Origin of the sequence: Rugamonas sp. DEMB1 (genome assembly GCF_029834475.1) — a bacterium.
Classification (GTDB): Bacteria; Pseudomonadota; Gammaproteobacteria; order Burkholderiales; family Burkholderiaceae_D; genus Rugamonas; species Rugamonas rubra.
Map to the genome: position 1 here is coordinate 2,003,104 of NZ_CP122407.1, position 14,189 is coordinate 2,017,292.

At 62.3% G+C, this 14,189-nt stretch carries 14 protein-coding genes, 7 tRNA genes and 2 pseudogenes; all 23 read left to right on the top strand.

Going from position 1 to position 14,189, the window contains the following annotated elements; translation table 11 throughout:
* The first annotated feature begins 126 nt into the window (after positions 1-126).
* The 23 genes and pseudogenes from lepA (at position 127) to QC826_RS09345 (ending at position 14,119) form a co-directional block, all read left to right on the top strand.
* Positions 127-1,920 (top strand): translation elongation factor 4, encoded by a 1,794-nt coding sequence (gene lepA, locus QC826_RS09240; RefSeq protein ID WP_279765308.1) that lies wholly within the window; start codon positions 127-129, stop codon positions 1,918-1,920.
* Positions 1,917-2,834, top strand: a complete 918-nt coding sequence (gene lepB / locus QC826_RS09245; protein ID WP_279765309.1) for a signal peptidase I — start codon at positions 1,917-1,919, stop codon at positions 2,832-2,834. Before lepA ends, lepB begins: the two co-directional genes overlap by 4 nt.
* Before the next feature lie 24 nt (positions 2,835-2,858).
* Entirely contained in the window at positions 2,859-3,251 is a 393-nt protein-coding gene (locus QC826_RS09250; protein WP_279765310.1) for a DUF4845 domain-containing protein, read from the top strand.
* A gap of 22 nt (positions 3,252-3,273) precedes the next feature.
* Positions 3,274-4,098: a ribonuclease III gene (gene rnc, locus QC826_RS09255; RefSeq protein WP_279765311.1), complete on the top strand. Its 825-nt coding sequence runs from the start codon at positions 3,274-3,276 to the stop codon at positions 4,096-4,098.
* 43 nt (positions 4,099-4,141) lie between these two features.
* Entirely contained in the window at positions 4,142-5,044 is a 903-nt protein-coding gene (gene era / locus QC826_RS09260) for a GTPase Era (RefSeq protein WP_093386992.1), read from the top strand.
* A 23-nt stretch (positions 5,045-5,067) separates the two neighbouring features.
* Positions 5,068-5,907, top strand: a complete 840-nt coding sequence (gene recO / locus QC826_RS09265; protein ID WP_279765313.1) for a DNA repair protein RecO — start codon at positions 5,068-5,070, stop codon at positions 5,905-5,907.
* Between the two features lie 41 nt (positions 5,908-5,948).
* Positions 5,949-6,707: a pyridoxine 5'-phosphate synthase gene (pdxJ, locus tag QC826_RS09270; protein ID WP_279765315.1), complete on the top strand. Its 759-nt coding sequence runs from the start codon at positions 5,949-5,951 to the stop codon at positions 6,705-6,707.
* Positions 6,704-7,123 carry a holo-ACP synthase gene (gene acpS, locus QC826_RS09275; protein ID WP_279765318.1) on the top strand — a complete coding sequence of 140 codons (420 nt, stop codon included), beginning with the start codon at positions 6,704-6,706 and terminating at the stop codon, positions 7,121-7,123. Before pdxJ ends, acpS begins: the two co-directional genes overlap by 4 nt.
* Before the next feature lie 35 nt (positions 7,124-7,158).
* A complete protein-coding gene (uvrC, locus tag QC826_RS09280) occupies positions 7,159-9,021 on the top strand; it encodes an excinuclease ABC subunit UvrC (protein WP_279765320.1) in 1,863 nt (620 codons plus the stop codon).
* Positions 9,022-9,124: 103 nt separating this feature from the next.
* Positions 9,125-9,709, top strand: coding sequence for a CDP-diacylglycerol--glycerol-3-phosphate 3-phosphatidyltransferase (gene pgsA, locus QC826_RS09285; RefSeq protein ID WP_279765322.1), 585 nt, complete (start codon positions 9,125-9,127; stop codon positions 9,707-9,709).
* A 102-nt stretch (positions 9,710-9,811) separates the two neighbouring features.
* Positions 9,812-9,887 (top strand) — tRNA-Gly (locus QC826_RS09290).
* Between the two features lie 84 nt (positions 9,888-9,971).
* Positions 9,972-10,047, top strand: a tRNA-Gly gene (locus QC826_RS09295).
* 64 nt (positions 10,048-10,111) lie between these two features.
* A tRNA-Gly gene (locus QC826_RS09300) sits at positions 10,112-10,187 on the top strand.
* 46 nt (positions 10,188-10,233) lie between these two features.
* Positions 10,234-10,309 (top strand) — tRNA-Gly (locus QC826_RS09305).
* A gap of 46 nt (positions 10,310-10,355) precedes the next feature.
* A tRNA-Gly gene (locus tag QC826_RS09310) sits at positions 10,356-10,431 on the top strand.
* 45 nt (positions 10,432-10,476) lie between these two features.
* Positions 10,477-10,552 (top strand) — tRNA-Gly (locus tag QC826_RS09315).
* 79 nt (positions 10,553-10,631) lie between these two features.
* Positions 10,632-10,705 (top strand) — tRNA-Cys (locus QC826_RS09320).
* A 214-nt stretch (positions 10,706-10,919) separates the two neighbouring features.
* The gene (locus QC826_RS09325; protein ID WP_279765323.1) at positions 10,920-11,660 is read left to right on the top strand and encodes a PEP-CTERM sorting domain-containing protein; all 741 of its coding nucleotides are present in this window, start codon (positions 10,920-10,922) and stop codon (positions 11,658-11,660) included.
* A gap of 212 nt (positions 11,661-11,872) precedes the next feature.
* Positions 11,873-12,259 (top strand): IS66-like element accessory protein TnpA, encoded by a 387-nt coding sequence (gene tnpA, locus QC826_RS31565; RefSeq protein ID WP_409567785.1) that lies wholly within the window; start codon positions 11,873-11,875, stop codon positions 12,257-12,259.
* On the top strand, positions 12,256-12,603 hold the full coding sequence (gene tnpB / locus QC826_RS09335; protein ID WP_279765324.1) for an IS66 family insertion sequence element accessory protein TnpB: 348 nt from the start codon (positions 12,256-12,258) through the stop codon (positions 12,601-12,603). Before tnpA ends, tnpB begins: the two co-directional genes overlap by 4 nt.
* 29 nt (positions 12,604-12,632) lie before the next feature.
* Positions 12,633-12,888: pseudogene (locus tag QC826_RS31570) on the top strand (transposase domain-containing protein); the annotation flags it as partial.
* A 17-nt stretch (positions 12,889-12,905) separates the two neighbouring features.
* Positions 12,906-13,190: pseudogene (locus tag QC826_RS09340) on the top strand (transposase domain-containing protein); the annotation flags it as partial.
* A gap of 182 nt (positions 13,191-13,372) precedes the next feature.
* Positions 13,373-14,119, top strand: coding sequence for a PEP-CTERM sorting domain-containing protein (locus QC826_RS09345; protein ID WP_279765326.1), 747 nt, complete (start codon positions 13,373-13,375; stop codon positions 14,117-14,119).
* Positions 14,120-14,189 lie beyond the last annotated feature (70 nt).

Below are 14,189 nucleotides of genomic sequence, written 5' to 3' on the forward strand. Positions count from 1 at the left end.
CTTTTTTTGTATTGCGTGGGAAATTGCACGAGCACATCGGACGACCGTACGCGGCGGCCCGCGACTGTTTTCCCGCGTGAATCTTCTGCCCCGCAGTGTCGACTCAATTCGTTTTTATATTTGTTAATGAACAACATACGCAATTTTTCCATCATCGCCCACATCGACCACGGTAAATCCACCCTGGCGGACCGCATCATCCAATTGTGCGGCGGCCTGTCCGACCGCGAGATGGAGGCGCAGGTGCTCGATTCGATGGATCTGGAGCGCGAACGCGGCATCACCATCAAGGCGCAGACCGCCGCGCTGCACTACAAGGCGCGCGACGGCAAGGTCTACAACCTGAACCTGATCGACACGCCCGGCCACGTCGACTTCTCCTACGAGGTGAGCCGCTCGCTGTCGGCCTGCGAGGGCGCGCTGCTGGTGGTCGACGCCTCGCAGGGCGTGGAGGCGCAGACCGTGGCCAACTGCTACACGGCGCTCGACCTGGGTGTCGAGGTGGTGCCGGTCTTGAACAAGATCGACCTGCCCAACGCCGACCCGGCCAGCGCCATCGCCGAGATCGAGGACGTGATCGGCATCGACGCCACCGACGCCGTGCACTGCTCGGCCAAGACCGGCCTGGGCGTCGAGGACGTGCTCGAATCGATCATCGCCAAGGTGCCGCCACCGAAGGGCGACCCGACCGCGCCGCTGCAGGCGCTGATCGTCGACTCCTGGTTCGACAACTACGTCGGCGTGGTCATGCTGGTGCGCGTCATCAACGGCACGCTCAAGCCGAAGGACAAGATCCGCCTGATGGCCACCGACTCGGTGCAGCTGGTCGAGGACGTCGGCGTGTTCGCGCCGCGCTCGCTGTCGCTGCCCCAGTTGTCGGCCGGCCAGGTCGGCTTCATCATCGCCGGCATCAAGGAATTGAAGGCCGCCAAGGTGGGCGACACCGTCACCCTGGCCAACCGTCCGGCCGCCGAGCCGCTGCCCGGCTTCAAGGAGGTGCAGCCGCAGGTGTTCGCCGGCCTGTTCCCGGTCGAGGCCAACCAGTACGACGCGCTGCGCGACTCGCTGGAAAAACTCAAACTGAACGACGCCGCGCTGATGTACGAGCCGGAAGTGTCGCAGGCGCTGGGCTTCGGCTTCCGCTGCGGCTTCCTCGGCCTGCTGCACATGGAGATCGTGCAGGAGCGCCTGGAGCGCGAGTTCGACATGGACCTGATCACCACCGCGCCGACCGTGGTGTACGAGGTGGTGCAGCGCGACGGCACCGTGCTCAACGTCGACAACCCTTCGCGCATGCCCGACCCGTCGCGCATCGAGGAGGTGCGCGAGCCCATCGTCACCGTCAACCTGTACATGCCGCAGGAGTACGTCGGCTCGGTGATCACGCTGTGCATCGCCAAGCGCGGCATCCAGCTCGACATGAGCTACCACGGCCGCCAGGTCAAGTTGGTCTACGAGATGCCGATGGGCGAGATCGTCCTCGACTTCTTCGACAAGCTCAAGTCGACCTCGCGCGGCTACGCCTCGATGGACTACGAGTTCAAGGAATACCGCGCCGCCGACGTGGTCAAGGTCGACATGCTGATCAACAGCGAGAAGGTCGACGCGCTGGCCATCATCGTGCACCGCTCGAACAGCCAGTACCGTGGCCGCCAGGTGGCCGCCAAGATGCGCGAGCTGATCCCGCGGCAGATGTTCGACGTGGCCATCCAGGCCACCATCGGCTCGAACATCATCTCGCGCGAGAACGTCAAGGCGCTGCGCAAGAACGTGCTGGCGAAGTGCTACGGCGGCGACATCAGCCGTAAGAAGAAACTGTTGGAGAAGCAAAAAGCAGGTAAAAAACGCATGAAGCAAGTGGGCTCCGTGGAGATCCCGCAAGAGGCGTTCCTGGCAATCTTACAAGTGGACGATAAATGAGCCTGCAAGTCATCTTAGGAAACTTCGCCTTAATCCTGTTCGTGCTGATGGTCGTCACCGGCGCGATCTGGTTCCTCGACGTGTTCTACCTAGCCAAGCAGCGCCGCGCCACCGCCGACCGCGCGCTGGCCGAGTTCGACGCCCGCAACAACAAGCTGACCGCCGACGGCATCAAGCTCGACCACAACAGCAGCCGTGGCGCGATCGAGGCGGCACTGTTGCGCCAGCCGACCTGGATCGAGTACTCGGGCAGTTTCTTCCCGGTCATCGCCCTGGTGTTCTTCCTGCGCTCCTTCCTGTACGAGCCGTTCAAGATCCCGTCCTCGTCGATGGTGCCGACCCTGCTGGTGGGCGACCTCATCCTGGTCAACAAGTTCACCTACGGCATCCGTTTGCCGGTGATCAACAAGAAGATCGTCGCCATCAACGACCCGCAGCGCGGCGACGTGATGGTCTTCAAGTATCCGAAGGACTTGAGCCAGGACTACATCAAACGGGTGGTTGGCGTGCCGGGTGATAAAATCACCTACGAGAACAAGCGGTTGACGGTGAACGGCAAGCCGGTCGAGTACAGCGCGCTGGACGACTACCTGGACGACGAGCATCTGGTGTATAACAAGCAATACCGGGAAAACCTGAGCGGCGTGGCGCACAAGATCCTCAACAACGAGCAGGCGGCGACGCTGAACCTGGGCGACGTCAAGTCCTTCCCGCACAGCGAGAACTGCAGCTACAAGTACGAGGGCTTCACCTGCGTAGTACCGGCAGGAAATTATTTCATGATGGGCGACAACCGCGACAACAGCGCCGACAGCCGCTACTGGGGCTTCGTGCCGGACCAGAACATCGTCGGCAAGGCCTTCTTTGTCTGGATGAACCTGGGCAACCTGCGACGCATCGGCGGCATACACTAAGACTGGCGAGGGGCTAAGATGGCGATGAAACGGCACTGCGGTATCAAGCAAGAGGGGATTTCCCTGGTTGGCCTGATCGTCGTGCTGGCCGTCGCCGGCTTCGTCGGCATCCTGGCGCTGAAGATCGTGCCGACGTATTCCGAGTACCGCGCCGTGCTCAACGCCATCAAGGCGGCCAAGGCCACCGGCGGCGGCGTGCGCGAGATCCAGAATTCCTTCGACGCCAACGCCACAGTCAACTACATCAGCTCGATCGGCGGCAAGGATCTGATCATCGGCAAGGAAAACGGCGAAATGGAAGTCAGTTTCGCCTACGAGAAGAAGATCCCGCTGGTCGGCCCGGCCAGCCTGCTGCTGGAATATGCCGGCACGACCGCCAAGGGCGGCGCGCCGGCCGCCGTCAAACCCGAACAATAAACCACGAAACAACCAAACAACAATGAATCTTCAGTTATTGCAAACCCGTCTAGGCTATACGTTCCAGGATGCTGGCCTGTTGCAGCAGGCCTTGACGCACCGTAGCCATAGCAGTTTGCATAACGAGCGCCTGGAGTTCCTCGGCGATTCGATTCTGAACTGCGTGGTCGCCTCCATCCTGTACGAGCGCTACCAGAGCATCGACGAGGGCGACCTGTCGCGCCTGCGCGCCAACCTGGTCAAGCAGCAGTCGCTGTACGAGATCGCGCAGAAGCTCGAGCTGTCGCAGTTCCTGCGGCTGGGCGAGGGCGAGCTCAAGTCGGGCGGCTTCCGCCGCCCGTCGATCCTGGCCGACACGCTCGAGGCCCTGCTCGGCGCGATCTTCCTCGACGCCGGCTTCAACGCCGCGCGCGACGTGATCCGCGCCTTCTACATCCCCATCCTCGACACGGTCGACCCGCAAACCCTGGGCAAGGACGCCAAGACCCTGCTGCAGGAATTCCTGCAAAGTAAGAAGATCTCGCTGCCGCTGTACAATGTGGTGGCCACGCACGGCGCCGCGCACAGCCAGGAGTTCGAAATCGAATGCCTGGTGCCCAAGCTGGGCGTGCAGGTCTACGGCCGGGGCGGCAGCCGCCGCGCCGGCGAGCAGGCCGCCGCCAAGCTGGCGCTGGGCATGGCCGAGCAGGCCATGCTGAAGACGCCGTCGGCCGGCCGCAAGGTCAAGCCCCGCGCGGCCCAGCTGAAACTGGCCGGCATCGCCACCGTCCAGGGCGGCGGCAACAACGCCGGCCACGGCGAGGCGGCCCAGCCCGGCGTCGCCGACGCCAAGCTGGCCCACAAGTAATTACCGAGCAGCACCCCCGCACATACATTGAATCGACACTAGCATGACTACCGCAACCACCCCCGCCAACTTCCGCTGTGGCTATATCGCCATCGTCGGCCGCCCCAACGTGGGCAAATCGACCTTGATGAACACGCTGATCGGCGCCAAGGTGAGCATCACCTCGCGCAAGGCGCAGACCACGCGCCACCGCATCACCGGCATCCAGACGCTGGAGGACGCGCAGCTCATCTATGTCGACACGCCGGGTTTCCAGACGCGCCACGCCAACGCGCTCAACAAGACGCTCAACAAGACCGTCACCAACACCCTGATCTCGTCCGACCTGATCCTCTACGTGATCGAGGCGGGCACCTTCGGCCCGGCCGACCAGCAAGTGCTGGACCTGCTGCCGAAAGAAGTGCCGGTGGTGCTGGTGATCAACAAGTCGGACCGCGTCAAGGACAAGGCCGTGTTGCTGCCCTTCGCCCAGCAGGTCGCCGCCAAGTTCGACTTCGCCGCCATCGTGCCGGTGTCGGCCAAGCTGCGCTTCCAGTTGGACGGCCTGCAAAACGAGATCAAGAAATTCCTGCCGGAGAACAACCCGATCTTCGGCCCGGACGACATCACCGACCGCAGCGAGAAGTTCCTCGCCTCCGAGATCGTGCGCGAGAAGCTGTTCCGCTTCGTCGGCGACGAGCTGCCCTACACCAGCACCGTGCTGATCGAGAAGTTCGAGCAGGAGGGCGACCTGCGCCGCGTCTTCGCCGCCATCCTGGTCGAGCGCGACACGCACAAGTCGATGATCATCGGCAACAAGGGTGCGCGCCTGAAGGAAGTTTCGACCCAGTCGCGGCTGGACATGGAACGCCTGTTCGGCGGCCCGGTGTACCTGGAGATCTGGGTCAAGGTCAAGTCCGGCTGGGCCGACAACGAAGCGGGTCTGCGCGCCTACGGCTACGAGTAAGCGGCAAGGACTCCACCACACGCATGTCCACCGCCACGCTAGCCGACGCCGCAGCAGCGCCCCAGGCCCCGCCTGAGGCCGACGGCGTGGCGCCGCGCGTGGCCGGCACTCCACCCAAGCGCAGCCGCGCGCCCTCGCGCGAGCGCACCTTCGGCACCAAGGTGGCCGGCCAGCCGGCCTTCGTGCTGCACAGCTATCCCTACAAAGAAACCAGCCTGATCATCGACATGTTCACGCGCGACTACGGCCGCGTGGCCTTGATCGCCAAGGGCGCCAAGCGGCCGCACTCGCAACTGCGCGGCGTGCTGCAAACCTTCCAGCCGCTGTCGTCTAGCTGGAGCGGCAAGTCCGAGCTGCGCACCCTGACCGAGGCCGAGTGGGTGGGCGGCATGCTGCCGCTGGAGAAGACCGCGCTGCTGTGCGGCTTCTACCTGAACGAGCTGCTGGTCAAGCTGCTGGCGCGCGACGACGCCCACCCGGCCCTGTTCGACCACTACGTCGCCACGCTGAACCAGCTGGCCCACAACGAGCCGGCCACCATCGTGCTGCGCAAGTTCGAGCGCGCGCTGCTCAAGGAAACCGGCGTCGCCGCCGACCTGACGCGCTGCACCGCCAGCCGCGAGCGGGTGCGCGCCGACCTGGTCTACGTGGTCGACCCCGAGCGCGGCGCGCGTCCCGAGCGGGCCTCCGACAGTTGGCCCCGCGTCTCCGGCAAGACCCTGCTCGACATGGAGAACGAGGACTACCAGGACGCCGCCACCCAGGCGCAGAGCAAGCAGCTGATGCGCTTCCTGCTGGCCCACCACCTGGGCGGCGCGCCGCTCAACACGCGGCAGATCCTGCTCGACCTGATGCAGCTGTAGACACCACACCAACACCACCACCGACTTCACACGGACACACCATGAGCTTCCTGCAGCCATCCGGCCCGGTCATCGACCTGGGCGTCAACATCGACCACGTGGCCACCTTGCGCAACGCGCGCGGCACCGCCTACCCCGACCCGATCCGCGCCGCGCTGCTGGCCGAGCAGGCCGGCGCCGACGGCATCACCCTGCACCTGCGCGAGGACCGCCGCCACATCAAGGACGCCGACGTCATCGCCCTGGCGCCGCAGCTGCTGACGCGGATGAACCTGGAGGCCGCCGTGACCCAGGAGATGATCGACTTCGCCTGCCGCATCAAGCCGGTCGACGTCTGCCTGGTGCCGGAGAAGCGCACCGAGGTGACCACCGAGGGCGGCCTCGACGTGGTCGGCAACTTCAAGACGGTGCAGGCGGCGGTGCGCCAGCTGCAGGCCGAGGGCATCCGCGTCAGCCTGTTCATCGACGCCGACGAGGAGCAGATCGCCGCCACCGCCGAGATCGGCGCGCCGGTGATCGAGCTGCACACCGGCCGCTACGCCGACACCGAGGGCGCCGCCCAGGCCGCCGAGCTGGAACGCATCAAGGCCGGCGTGCTGTACGGCGTCGGCCGCGGCCTGAAGGTCAACGCCGGCCACGGCCTGCACTACACCAACGTGCAGGCGATCGCCGCCATCCCCGACATCGCCGAACTGAACATCGGCCACGCCATCGTCGCCCACGCCGTCTTCGTCGGCTGGGAGAACGCGGTGCGCGAAATGAAGGCGATCATGGTCGCCACCCGCCTGGGCGCGCGATGATCTACGGCATCGGCACCGACATCTGCCAGATCCCGCGCGTGGCCGCCGCGCTGGAGCGGCACGGCGAGCGCTTCGCCCGCAAGATCCTCGGCCCGCAGGAGATGGAGAAGTACCTGGCGCGCTGCGCGCGCAACCCGGTGCGCGGCCTGCGCTTCCTGGCCACCCGTTTCGCCGCCAAGGAGGCCTTCTCCAAGGCCATCGGCCTGGGCCTGCACATGCCGATGACCTGGCCGGCGGCGCAGATGCTCAACGAACCCAGCGGCAAGCCGGTGATCGTCTGCAGCGGCGTGCTGCAGGAGTTCATGCTGGCCAAGCGCCTGTCGGCCCGGGTGACCATCAGCGACGAGGCGGAATACGCCGTCGCCTTCGTCATCGTCGAGCAGGCCGCCGAATCGGCCTCCGACCCGGCCGACTGATTTCCGCAGCAAGCACACAGATACTGGTAACAGCAATGACCGAAGCCGAAACATCCACGCCCGACCCGCGCGCGCAAGTGCTGGAGACGGTGGCCAAGCTGCCCAACCTGCCGGGCGTGTACCGCTACTTCGACGCCGCCGACGCCGTGCTCTACGTCGGCAAGGCGCGCGACCTGAAGAAGCGCGTGTCGAGCTACTTCCAGAAGAACCTGGCCAGCCCGCGCATCGCCATGATGGTCGAGCGCATCGCCCGGCTCGAGACCACGGTGACGCACAGCGAGGCCGAGGCGCTGATCCTGGAAAACAACCTGATCAAGACGCTGCACCCGCGCTTCAACATCCTGTTCCGCGACGACAAATCCTATCCCTACCTGAAGATCACCGGCGGCGAGTCGCCGCGCATGGTCTACTACCGCGGCGCGGTCGACAAGAAGAACCAGTACTTCGGTCCCTTCCCCAGCTCGTGGGCGGTGAAGGAGTCGATGCAGATTTTGCAGAAGGTGTTCCTGATCCGCACCTGCGAGGACAGCGTCTACGCCAACCGCACGCGGCCCTGTCTGCTGCACCAGATCGGCCGCTGCAGCGCGCCCTGCGTCAAGCTGATCGCGCCGGAGGACTACAAGCTCGACGTCGAGAACGCCGCCCGCTTCCTGCGCGGCCGGCAGAGCGAGGTGATGGCCGACCTGGAGAAGAAGATGCACGCCTATGCCGGCGAGCTCAAGTTCGAGCAGGCGGCGGCGGTGCGCAACCAGATCTCCTCGCTGTCGCGCGTGCTGCACCAGCAGAGCATGGAGACCGGCGGCGACGCCGACGTCGACATCATCGCCGTGCTGGTGCAGGGCGGGCGCGCCTGCGTCAACCTGGCGATGGTGCGCGGCGGCCGCCACCTGGGCGACCGCGCCTACTTCCCCAGCCAGTTGAGCGACGCCGCCGCCATCGCCGAGCAGGCCATCGAGGTCGAGGTGCTGAGCGCCTTCCTGGTGCAGCACTACACCGAGAAATTCATCCCCGGCACGCTGATCCTCAACATCGAATTCGACCAGCCGGCGCTGATGCTGGCCCTGCAGGAGCAGTGCGGCCACCGCATCAACCTGATCTTCCAGCCGCAGGACGCGCGCCGCAAATGGCTGGAGCTGGCGCAGAAGGGCGCCGAGATCTCGCTGGCGCGCCTGCTGTCGGAGCAGGGCTCGCAGCAGTCGCGCACGCGCGCGCTGGTCGAGGCGCTGGGCCTGGAGAGCGAGGATATCGAGGCGCTGCGCGTCGAATGCTTCGACATCAGCCACACCATGGGCGAGGCGACCCAGGCATCGTGCGTGGTGTTCCACCACCACCAGATGCAGAACGGCGAGTACCGCCGCTACAACATCAACGACATCACCCCCGGCGACGACTACGCGGCGATGCGCCAGGTGCTGATGCGGCGCTACGAGAAGGTGGCCAACGGCGACGGCGTGATGCCCGACGTGGTGCTGATCGACGGCGGCAAGGGGCAGATCGAAATGGCGCGCCAGGTGTTCGCCGAGCTCGGCCTGGACATCAGCCTGATCGTCGGCGTGGCCAAGGGCGAGGGCCGCCGCGTCGGCCTGGAGACGCTGCTGTTCGTCGACGGCAGGCCGGCCCAGGAGCTGGGCAAAGAGTCGGCCGCGCTGATGCTGGTGGCGCAGATCCGCGACGAGGCGCACCGCTTCGCCATCACCGGCATGCGCGCCAAGCGCGCCAAGACGCGGCAGACCTCGCGCCTGGAGGAGATCGAGGGCATCGGCGCCAAGCGGCGGCAAAAGCTGCTGGCCCGCTTCGGCGGCCTGCGCGGCGTGGTCGACGCCAGCGTGCAGGACTTGATGTCGGTCGAGGGCATCTCCACCGCCCTGGCCGAAGAAATATATAAACAGTTACACTAGAAACCATGCTTGTGGCGGAGCGTGCTGGTTTAATGTGCGGCGGCAAGGTAGACTAGCGGCGCATTGTTACAACTTTTTTACAGCCGTTCCTTTACTCGAGCCTATGCCCTTCAATATTCCGATCCTGTTGACCTGGTTGCGCGTGGCGCTGATTCCGCTGGTGGTGGGCGTGTACTATCTGCCCACGCCGTGGCTGCCGGTGGCGGACCGCAACATGGCCGCCACGCTGGTGTTCATTGTCGCCGCCATCACCGACTGGTTCGACGGCTTTTTGGCGCGGCGCTGGAACCAAACCTCGGCCTTCGGCGCCTTCCTCGACCCGGTGGCCGACAAGCTGATGGTGGCCGGCGCCTTGCTGGTGCTGGTGCAGCTGGACCGCGTCAACGCCATCCTGGCCTTCATCATCATCGGCCGCGAGATCGCCATCTCGGCGCTGCGCGAGTGGATGGCGCAGATCGGCGCCTCCAAATCGGTGGCGGTGAGCTCGCTGGGCAAGATCAAGACGGCGGCGCAGATGACCGCCATCCCGCTGCTGCTGTTCCACGACATTTTGCTCGGCGCCGTCGACACGCAAGTGTGGGGCGAACGCCTGTTGCTGATCGCCTGCGTGTTGACCGTTTGGTCGATGTGCTACTACCTGAAGCTGGCCTGGCCGCTGATCAAGGAAAAGGCCGGCAGCCTGGATTGAGCGGGCAGGGCGGGTTGATTTGGCGAAATGTTTCAGTTAACCCTAGTCGGCCCCTTGACACCCCTTCGGGTTCCTCTATAATGCTGGCCTGTTGTTGACGAAGCGGGAGTAGCTCAGTTGGTAGAGCGCAACCTTGCCAAGGTTGAGGTCGAGAGTTCGAGCCTCTTCTCCCGCTCCAGATTCTGGAATCGCCACTAGCAAGTAGTAAAGTAAGTAGCACTGGAAACTTCGGTGACTGTCTGCTAAAATGTTGGACTTCCAAGCGGGAGTAGCTCAGTTGGTAGAGCGCAACCTTGCCAAGGTTGAGGTCGAGAGTTCGAGCCTCTTCTCCCGCTCCAGTTGATCCTGGTGGAAGAAATGGATGTGAGTAGTCGCAGTGAGTAGTGAATCAGCAGCGCAGATGCGGGAGTAGCTCAGTTGGTAGAGCGCAACCTTGCCAAGGTTGAGGTCGAGAGTTCGAGCCTCTTCTCCCGCTCCAAGATGCTGATGGTGGTAAATGGCGTAGTAGAAACAGAAGCTCCGATGCGGGAGTAGCTCAGTTGGTAGAGCGCAACCTTGCCAAGGTTGAGGTCGAGAGTTCGAGCCTCTTCTCCCGCTCCAAAAAGTGCTGATGTTGTAATGGCGTAGTAGAAATAGATGCTCCGATGCGGGAGTAGCTCAGTTGGTAGAGCGCAACCTTGCCAAGGTTGAGGTCGAGAGTTCGAGCCTCTTCTCCCGCTCCACAAAGGCAGATATTGTTGTAGATGTGAAAAATTAGAAGCTCCATCGCGGGAGTAGCTCAGTTGGTAGAGCGCAACCTTGCCAAGGTTGAGGTCGAGAGTTCGAGCCTCTTCTCCCGCTCCAGAATTCAGAAGGAAACGTGACCGTTTCCTTGTTGTGAGTGTTGTCGTGGTGTTGAGCGGCAATGCGCGGTAGTTCCTCTGGCGAGGTAGCAAAGAGGTTATGCAGCGGCCTGCAAAGCCGTCTAGGTCGGTTCGATTCCGATCCTCGCCTCCAAATTCGATTGCAAAATCAAGAAAAAGCCCACTCTCGAGTGGGCTTTTTCTTGTCTTCCACCACCACTTTAACGTGGTCCGCCTAGCGATTGCCGTATTCGCTGTCCATGATTCGCCCAACCCCGGTGATCTTCGTTGAATAAAACACCAGGAAGTTCGACTTTTTATATTTAAAAATGTACAATTGTCTTTTGGTTAATATTTCGGAGAATGAAATGCACCGTAGCAAATTAATGAAAAAATTGACGCTGTCGGCGTTTCTACTGCTTTCTGCTAATTCGCAAGCGGAAATTGTGAAGTACAATTTTGCTGCCAAAGGATATAGTTTGACCTGGGGTCCCGGGTGCACAGGCCGCTACTGTGAACCTCCTCCGGAGAGTAGTTATGGCGACCATCATTTAGCAACGATGCTGAACGAGACTTCCACGCTCACCGGATCGTTTTTTTATGACACGAACCTGAAAAAAACCTATGGGGACGGTAGCAAGTACGCCAGCTATGTGGACGTCAATGCAATAGGTAGCAGTTTCACCACTGACACCGGGTTTCACTATGCATCTAGCCCCGGTGACTTTTACCACAAGCCGACAATCGACGTCCACAACGAACCGGTTAGTTCCCGATGGGGCCCCGACTATGTCACAATGAGTTCCATGCAAACGGATAGCTACGGTGGGACTGAACTACTGACGCTTGACTTCACGTCCAAAGTTGGAAACGGGCTTTTGTCTAATGCCGACTTGCCGACATCCCTATCGCTGGATAACTTCAAAGGCGAGGTGCGGCTTTTCTGGACCGATGGCGTTCCCTACCAGATCTTCTACGCCAACATCACTTCGTTGTCGCTGGCGCCTGCAGCGCCCGTACCTGAGCCGGCGACTTACGCCATGTTCGGGATCGGCTTAGCCTGCTTGGGTCTGGCCAAGCGCCGCCAGCAGCGCCGCCAGGCCGCTTAAGCGGCGGCGAGCATGGTACCGGGTGGGCCTGACATGCCACCCGGCATAGCCTTGGGTTTTGTGAGACTGGATCACGGAATCCTTGGCTGAGTCAGCTGAGGTCATTGAACGCGAATCAATGGTAAGCGTCTTCCCAGCCCCGTCTGGACTGCCTGAACAGCGTCATTCATGATCGAATCTTGGTACAGCATTTGTGCCCACAAATTTCGATTATGGACACAAATTTTCAACCGATCATTTCCACTAGTGCGCGCGGCCATTATCGCCAGCACCCGCTGGAATTCAAGCGCGCGTTGGTGGCGCTGTCGCTGGAACCGGGCGCCTCGGTCGCGCGCATCGCCCGCGAGCACGGCGTCAACGCCAACCAGGTGTTCAGCTGGCGCCGTCTTTATGAGCAAGGCCGCCTCGGCGTGCCTGCGTTAATGTGTGACGATGGCTTGTTGCCGGTGGTGCTGGCGCCGACGGTGCCGGCTCCGAGTAACGACACCGCCAATGCCAACGGTATTATCGTGCTCGAGCTGGGCGAGGTCCGCGTGCGGATCGAAGGCCAGCCCAATGTATCGACGCTGGCGCAAGTGTTGGATCGGATGCTGCGATGATCGGCCTGCCCGCCGGCACGAAGGTCTGGCTGGCCGCCGGCACCACCGACATGCGCTCCGGTTTCAATGGCCTGGCTGCCAAAGTGCAGACGGCGCTGGAGGAAGACCCTTTCAGCGGCCACGTGTTTGTGTTCCGTGGCCGACGCGGCGACCTCGTCAAACTACTGTGGTGGAGCGGCGACGGCCTGTGCCTGTTGGCCAAGCGGCTTGAGCGCGGGCGCTTCATCTGGCCGCAGGCCAGCAACGGTTCTGTGGCGCTGACACCGGCGCAGCTGTCGATGCTGCTTGAAGGAATAGACTGGCGGCGCCCGGAACGTACATGGAAGCCGACGTCGGCCTTGTAAACGCCGCAGGGCTCGCGTAAACTCGGCCCATGCTCAACCTTGCCGACCTGCCCAACGACATCGCCGCCTTGAAGGCGCTGCTGCTCGCCCAAGACGAGGTGGTGGAAGGTCTGCGTGATCAACTGAACACGCGCGCCATCGAGATCGAGCACCTCAAGCTGCAGATCGCCAAATTGCGGCGCATGCAGTTCGGCCGGAAGTCCGAAAAGCTGGACCACCAGATCGAACAGCTGGAACTGCAACTGGAAGGACCTGCAGGCCGACGAGGCCGAGGCGGCGCGCGAGATGCCGGTGGCCGGCCGGCGCTGCTGCGCTACTGCGACGACGGCGCCGTCGAGATCGATAACTCGGCGGCCGAACGCGCCTTGCGTGGCGTGGCCATCGGCCGACGCAACTATCTGTTTGCCGGCGCCGACAGCGGCGGGGAGCGCGCCGCCGCGATCTACTCCCTGATCGGCACAGCCAAGCTGAACGGTGTCGACCCCGAAGCCTGGTTGCGTCACGTGCTGACGCATATCGCCGATCATCCCGTCAACCGGGTTGATGATTTCTTGCCTAGGAACTGCAACCTACCGGCAGCCCTCTGAGATGATGCCGCTTCCCAGCGGTGTGATGCCATCATCGATCAAATCACCAAGCCGCTCAAGACGTCACTGGGCAGACGCTTACCCAACACCGGTGATCTTCGTTGAATAAAACACCAGGAAGTTTGCCTTTTTTGTATTTAAAAATGTACAATTGTTCTTTGGTTAATATTACGGAGAATGAAATGCACCGTAGCAAATTAATGAAAAAATTGACGCTGTCGGCGTTACTACTGCTTTCTGCTAATTCGCAAGCGGAAATCGTGAAGTACAATTTTGTTGCCCAAGGATATAATTTGATCTGGGGTCCCAATTGCACCCACTACGACTGTCCTCCGCTGAGTTCGTATGGCGACCACCATTTAGCAACGAAGGTGAACGCGACTTCCACGCTCACCGGGTCATTCTTTTATGACACCAACGCGAAAAAGACCCCATTGAGCGATAGCCATTACGCCACCTATGAGGGCGTCACTGTAACAGGTAGCAGTGTCACCGCTGACACCGGGTACCACTTCGCAACTGCCCTCGGTCGTGAAGGTTATGACTATTACGGCAAGCCAACAATCACCGTCCACAACGAAGAGGTTGGTGGCCTGTACGTCAGCGACTATCTCAGAATGCGCAGCTGGCAATTGGACAGCTACCGTGCGGCCGAAACGATGTCGTTTGACTTCACCTCCAAAGTTGGAAACGGGCTTTTCTCCAATGCCGATTTGCCGACATCCCTATCGCTGGACAACTTCAAAGGCGAAGTGGAGCTTTACTGGACCAATGGCGGTGCCTACCAGATCCTCCAAGCCAACATCACTTCGTTGTCGCTGGCGCCTGCAGCGCCGGTACCTGAGCCGGCGACTTACGCCATGTTCGGGATCGGCTTAGCCTGCTTGGGTCTGGCCAAGCGCCGCCAGCAGCGCCGCCAGGCCGCTTAAGCGGCGGCGAGCATGGTACCGGGTGGGCCTGACATGCCACCCGGCATAGCCTTGGGTTTTGTGAGACTGG

Coding starts and splice junctions, on each gene's coding strand:
- lepA (WP_279765308.1), top strand. CDS start 127: ATGAACAACATACGCAATTTTTCCATCATCGCCCACATCGACCACGGT.
- lepB (WP_279765309.1), top strand. CDS start 1,917: ATGAGCCTGCAAGTCATCTTAGGAAACTTCGCCTTAATCCTGTTCGTG.
- QC826_RS09250 (WP_279765310.1), top strand. CDS start 2,859: ATGAAACGGCACTGCGGTATCAAGCAAGAGGGGATTTCCCTGGTTGGC.
- rnc (WP_279765311.1), top strand. CDS start 3,274: ATGAATCTTCAGTTATTGCAAACCCGTCTAGGCTATACGTTCCAGGAT.
- era (WP_093386992.1), top strand. CDS start 4,142: ATGACTACCGCAACCACCCCCGCCAACTTCCGCTGTGGCTATATCGCC.
- recO (WP_279765313.1), top strand. CDS start 5,068: ATGTCCACCGCCACGCTAGCCGACGCCGCAGCAGCGCCCCAGGCCCCG.
- pdxJ (WP_279765315.1), top strand. CDS start 5,949: ATGAGCTTCCTGCAGCCATCCGGCCCGGTCATCGACCTGGGCGTCAAC.
- acpS (WP_279765318.1), top strand. CDS start 6,704: ATGATCTACGGCATCGGCACCGACATCTGCCAGATCCCGCGCGTGGCC.
- uvrC (WP_279765320.1), top strand. CDS start 7,159: ATGACCGAAGCCGAAACATCCACGCCCGACCCGCGCGCGCAAGTGCTG.
- pgsA (WP_279765322.1), top strand. CDS start 9,125: ATGCCCTTCAATATTCCGATCCTGTTGACCTGGTTGCGCGTGGCGCTG.
- QC826_RS09325 (WP_279765323.1), top strand. CDS start 10,920: ATGCACCGTAGCAAATTAATGAAAAAATTGACGCTGTCGGCGTTTCTA.
- tnpA (WP_409567785.1), top strand. CDS start 11,873: ATGGACACAAATTTTCAACCGATCATTTCCACTAGTGCGCGCGGCCAT.
- tnpB (WP_279765324.1), top strand. CDS start 12,256: ATGATCGGCCTGCCCGCCGGCACGAAGGTCTGGCTGGCCGCCGGCACC.
- QC826_RS09345 (WP_279765326.1), top strand. CDS start 13,373: ATGCACCGTAGCAAATTAATGAAAAAATTGACGCTGTCGGCGTTACTA.